This is a genomic window from uncultured Campylobacter sp., from assembly GCF_938031315.1.
GTDB lineage: Bacteria > Campylobacterota > Campylobacteria > Campylobacterales > Campylobacteraceae > Campylobacter_B.
In genome coordinates, this window is the sequence record NZ_CALHHT010000153.1 from 1 (window position 1) to 2,712 (window position 2,712).

2 protein-coding genes and 1 pseudogene are annotated in these 2,712 nt (G+C 48.0%); 1 reads left to right on the plus strand and 2 read right to left on the minus strand.

Going from position 1 to position 2,712, the window contains the following annotated elements; genetic code table 11:
- Positions 1–571: tetratricopeptide repeat protein (locus tag Q0236_RS04150; protein ID WP_297915412.1), on the plus strand; the 571-nt coding region annotated here is incomplete at its 5' end.
- A gap of 235 nt (positions 572–806) precedes the next feature.
- Here Q0236_RS04150 and Q0236_RS04155 read toward each other — a convergent pair.
- Together Q0236_RS04155 and Q0236_RS04160 are read right to left on the minus strand one after the other, a co-directional pair.
- Positions 807–974: pseudogene (locus Q0236_RS04155) on the minus strand (flagellar basal body rod C-terminal domain-containing protein); the annotation flags it as partial.
- Positions 975–1,575: 601 nt separating this feature from the next.
- The gene (locus Q0236_RS04160) at positions 1,576–2,427 is read right to left on the minus strand and encodes a DUF2314 domain-containing protein (protein ID WP_297915414.1); all 852 of its coding nucleotides are present in this window, start codon (positions 2,425–2,427) and stop codon (positions 1,576–1,578) included.
- Positions 2,428–2,712 lie beyond the last annotated feature (285 nt).

Sequence of the window (2,712 nt, forward strand, 5' to 3'; positions counted from 1 at the left end):
CTTAGGGGCGTCATACGAATACGGCAAGGGCGTAGAACAAGATTATAAAAAAGCGACCAAACTATATTCTAAGGCCTGCGACTTAAAAAATAGCATAGCTTGCGGCAATCTGGGTGTTTTATACTACTCAGGCAAAGGAGTAAAGCAAGATTACAAAAAAGCAACCGAACTGCTTTCCGAGGCTTGCGATTTGCAAGAAGGTGACGGATGCTACAATCTTGGGCTTTTATATGCCTCGGGTGAAGGCGTAAAGCAGGATTATAAAAAAGCGAGCGAGCTATACTCTAAAGCTTGCGATATGGGATATGCAAGCGGTTGCCATAATCTCGGGGTTTTATATGCTAACGGACGAGGCGTAAAGCAAGACTATACAAAAGCCAGCGAACTATATTCTAAAGCTTGTGATATGGGAGAGGCAGGCGGTTGCTTTAATCTCGGGCTTTTATACTATGGCGGCCAAGGCGTAAGACAAGATAAAAGAACGGCAAAAGAGTATTTCGGTAAGGCTTGCGATTTAGGAGATCAAGGCGGTTGTAATAATTATAAAATCCTAAACGAGCAAGGATTGTGAGTTAGGACGCTAAAAGGCGGTAATTTAGTCGCCTTAAATAAAAACCGCGCCGTTCGTAAAATTGAGCCCGAATTTTGCTCAAATTTAGCTTTCGCTAGTCGCAGCGTAAAGACCGCTAAATTTAGCCTAAATTTAATCCTCGGGCGGCAAAAGCGGGCCAAATTTAAAAAGCCGCCTAACCCGAAATCCGCAAGGCAGTTTCAGGCCAGACGGCGTAAATTTAGCCTAGTTTAGATTATCTTTTTAGGCTATTTACGATCGAGAGCATATCGTCGCTCGTCGTGATCGCCTTTGAGTTGGCCTCGTAGGCGCGCTGAGCCATGATGAGGTCGGTCATATCCTCGACCAGCCGGACGTTGCTCATCTCGACGAATCCCTGCCTGATCGTGCCGATGCCGTCGAGCCTAGCCGTGCCGACCACGACCTGGCGCAAATTCCCCTTGGCGAGCTGGTGCAGGGCGAAGGGGTCATATATGTGCAGATCTGCGAAAAATGCGAGGTTTTGGGCGGCTGCTTTCAGTGCACGTGAGGGTAGGCTTTTAAAATTTGCATCCCATGCTTACGAAAAAATAGACCTTATGCTTTTTAAATTTTAATCAAAGCGGAGTTTATGGGGCTATTTGGCCTTGGTAAAAAGAATAGGCGTAGTCAAATTTATAAGCCATAAAATTTAGCCTCGCCGGCGTTTCGCGCCATAACCAAATTCGGCTAATGAAATTTTATCAAAGTAGCTCGCACTATAACCAAATATATAAATCTAGCGAGCCTAAATTTTAAAAGTTTCAAATTTTAAATAAGCCTGCCGTGCTATATCGGACGTATTCGGCGGCAAACGGATTTACAAGCGGCGAAATTTAAACAATGCCCGCAACGGTATCCGGCATATCTAGCGATAGTAAAATTTTCATCTTGCATGCAGCCAAATTCGGCAGCATGGGCTAAATTTTAATTTACAAGCCGTGAAATTTAGTCCGCACGCATAACTTTTACTAATCAAGCATAATCTACCTACTAAGCGCCTCCGCGACATGATCCCAGCCGAGCGCTCTAGCATAATCAAGCGCGGTTTTGCCGTGGATATTTTTAGCGTTTTTATCCGCACCCTTAGCAAGCAAAAGCTCGAGCCTCGTCAGATTGCCCGCGATCGCCTCGTGGTGCAGCATCGTGTGGCCCTCATCGTCCGTGCGCGTGATCTCGTCTGGATACCCGCGCAAAAACTCCTCGAAATTTTTCTTCGTATTGACGCTCATCGGGTGCTCGGTTAAATTTTGCGGATGTTCCTGCTGTTCGTACGCCACCAGCACGACGTCAGGATCGCCGAAATTTAACCCCCACGCCTCGTCGTGCTCGGCGTGCTCGCTCTGGCTCATAGCTTTGCGCATCGCCTGCACGCTAAAGCCGCCGTAGGTCTTGCCCTCTATCGCAAACATCCAGTCGCTGATCTGCTCTAGCGGCACCGCGACTTCGTCGCCGTTTTTGACGTTGCTTAGCACGTTCGGGTCGTTTACGAGCACGCCGCAAACGCGCTCGCCGTCAAAATACACGTCGTTTACCCACATATGCTCGACCTCGGTGCTGCCGTTTAGCTCCTGCGAAAAGGCGATCTTGACGCAGGCAAAGCTAAGCGCGGGGACGATGCGGAGGCGCTCCCAGTACAGCTCGCGCCAGAAGTAGCGAAAGCTCTTTCGCGCCTGTTCGAATGCCTTTAGCATCGCCTCATCTTCACCGTCCGCGTAAAACACGGGCTCGCTCTCTTTTGCGTCTTTTGCCGCGGCGTTTTCATCCTGCGCGCCTTTGCTGTCGCTATCTTTCGAGCACGCGTCATCGCCGCCGAATAGTTTTTTAAACAGTCCCATTTGCTCCCCTTAAATTTAGTTGAGATTCGTATTGTATTTTAAATTTACTTTCATTTGCCTGATTAAAATAGCGGGCAAAATTTCACCGCGCGAGCCGTATAGCGGAGCGCAGAAGAGCAGGGCGGTCTTACGGCTTGCGTTCCGCGCCCGCGCAAAAATTAGCTATAATTGCGTTTAAATTTAATTAAAGGAGAGATTATGGGGCTATTCGGTTTGGGCAAAAAAGCTGAAAAAGCGCAAATTCCAAGCACTTTTGCCGGCAGAGTGGATAAATTTTGGGCGGAA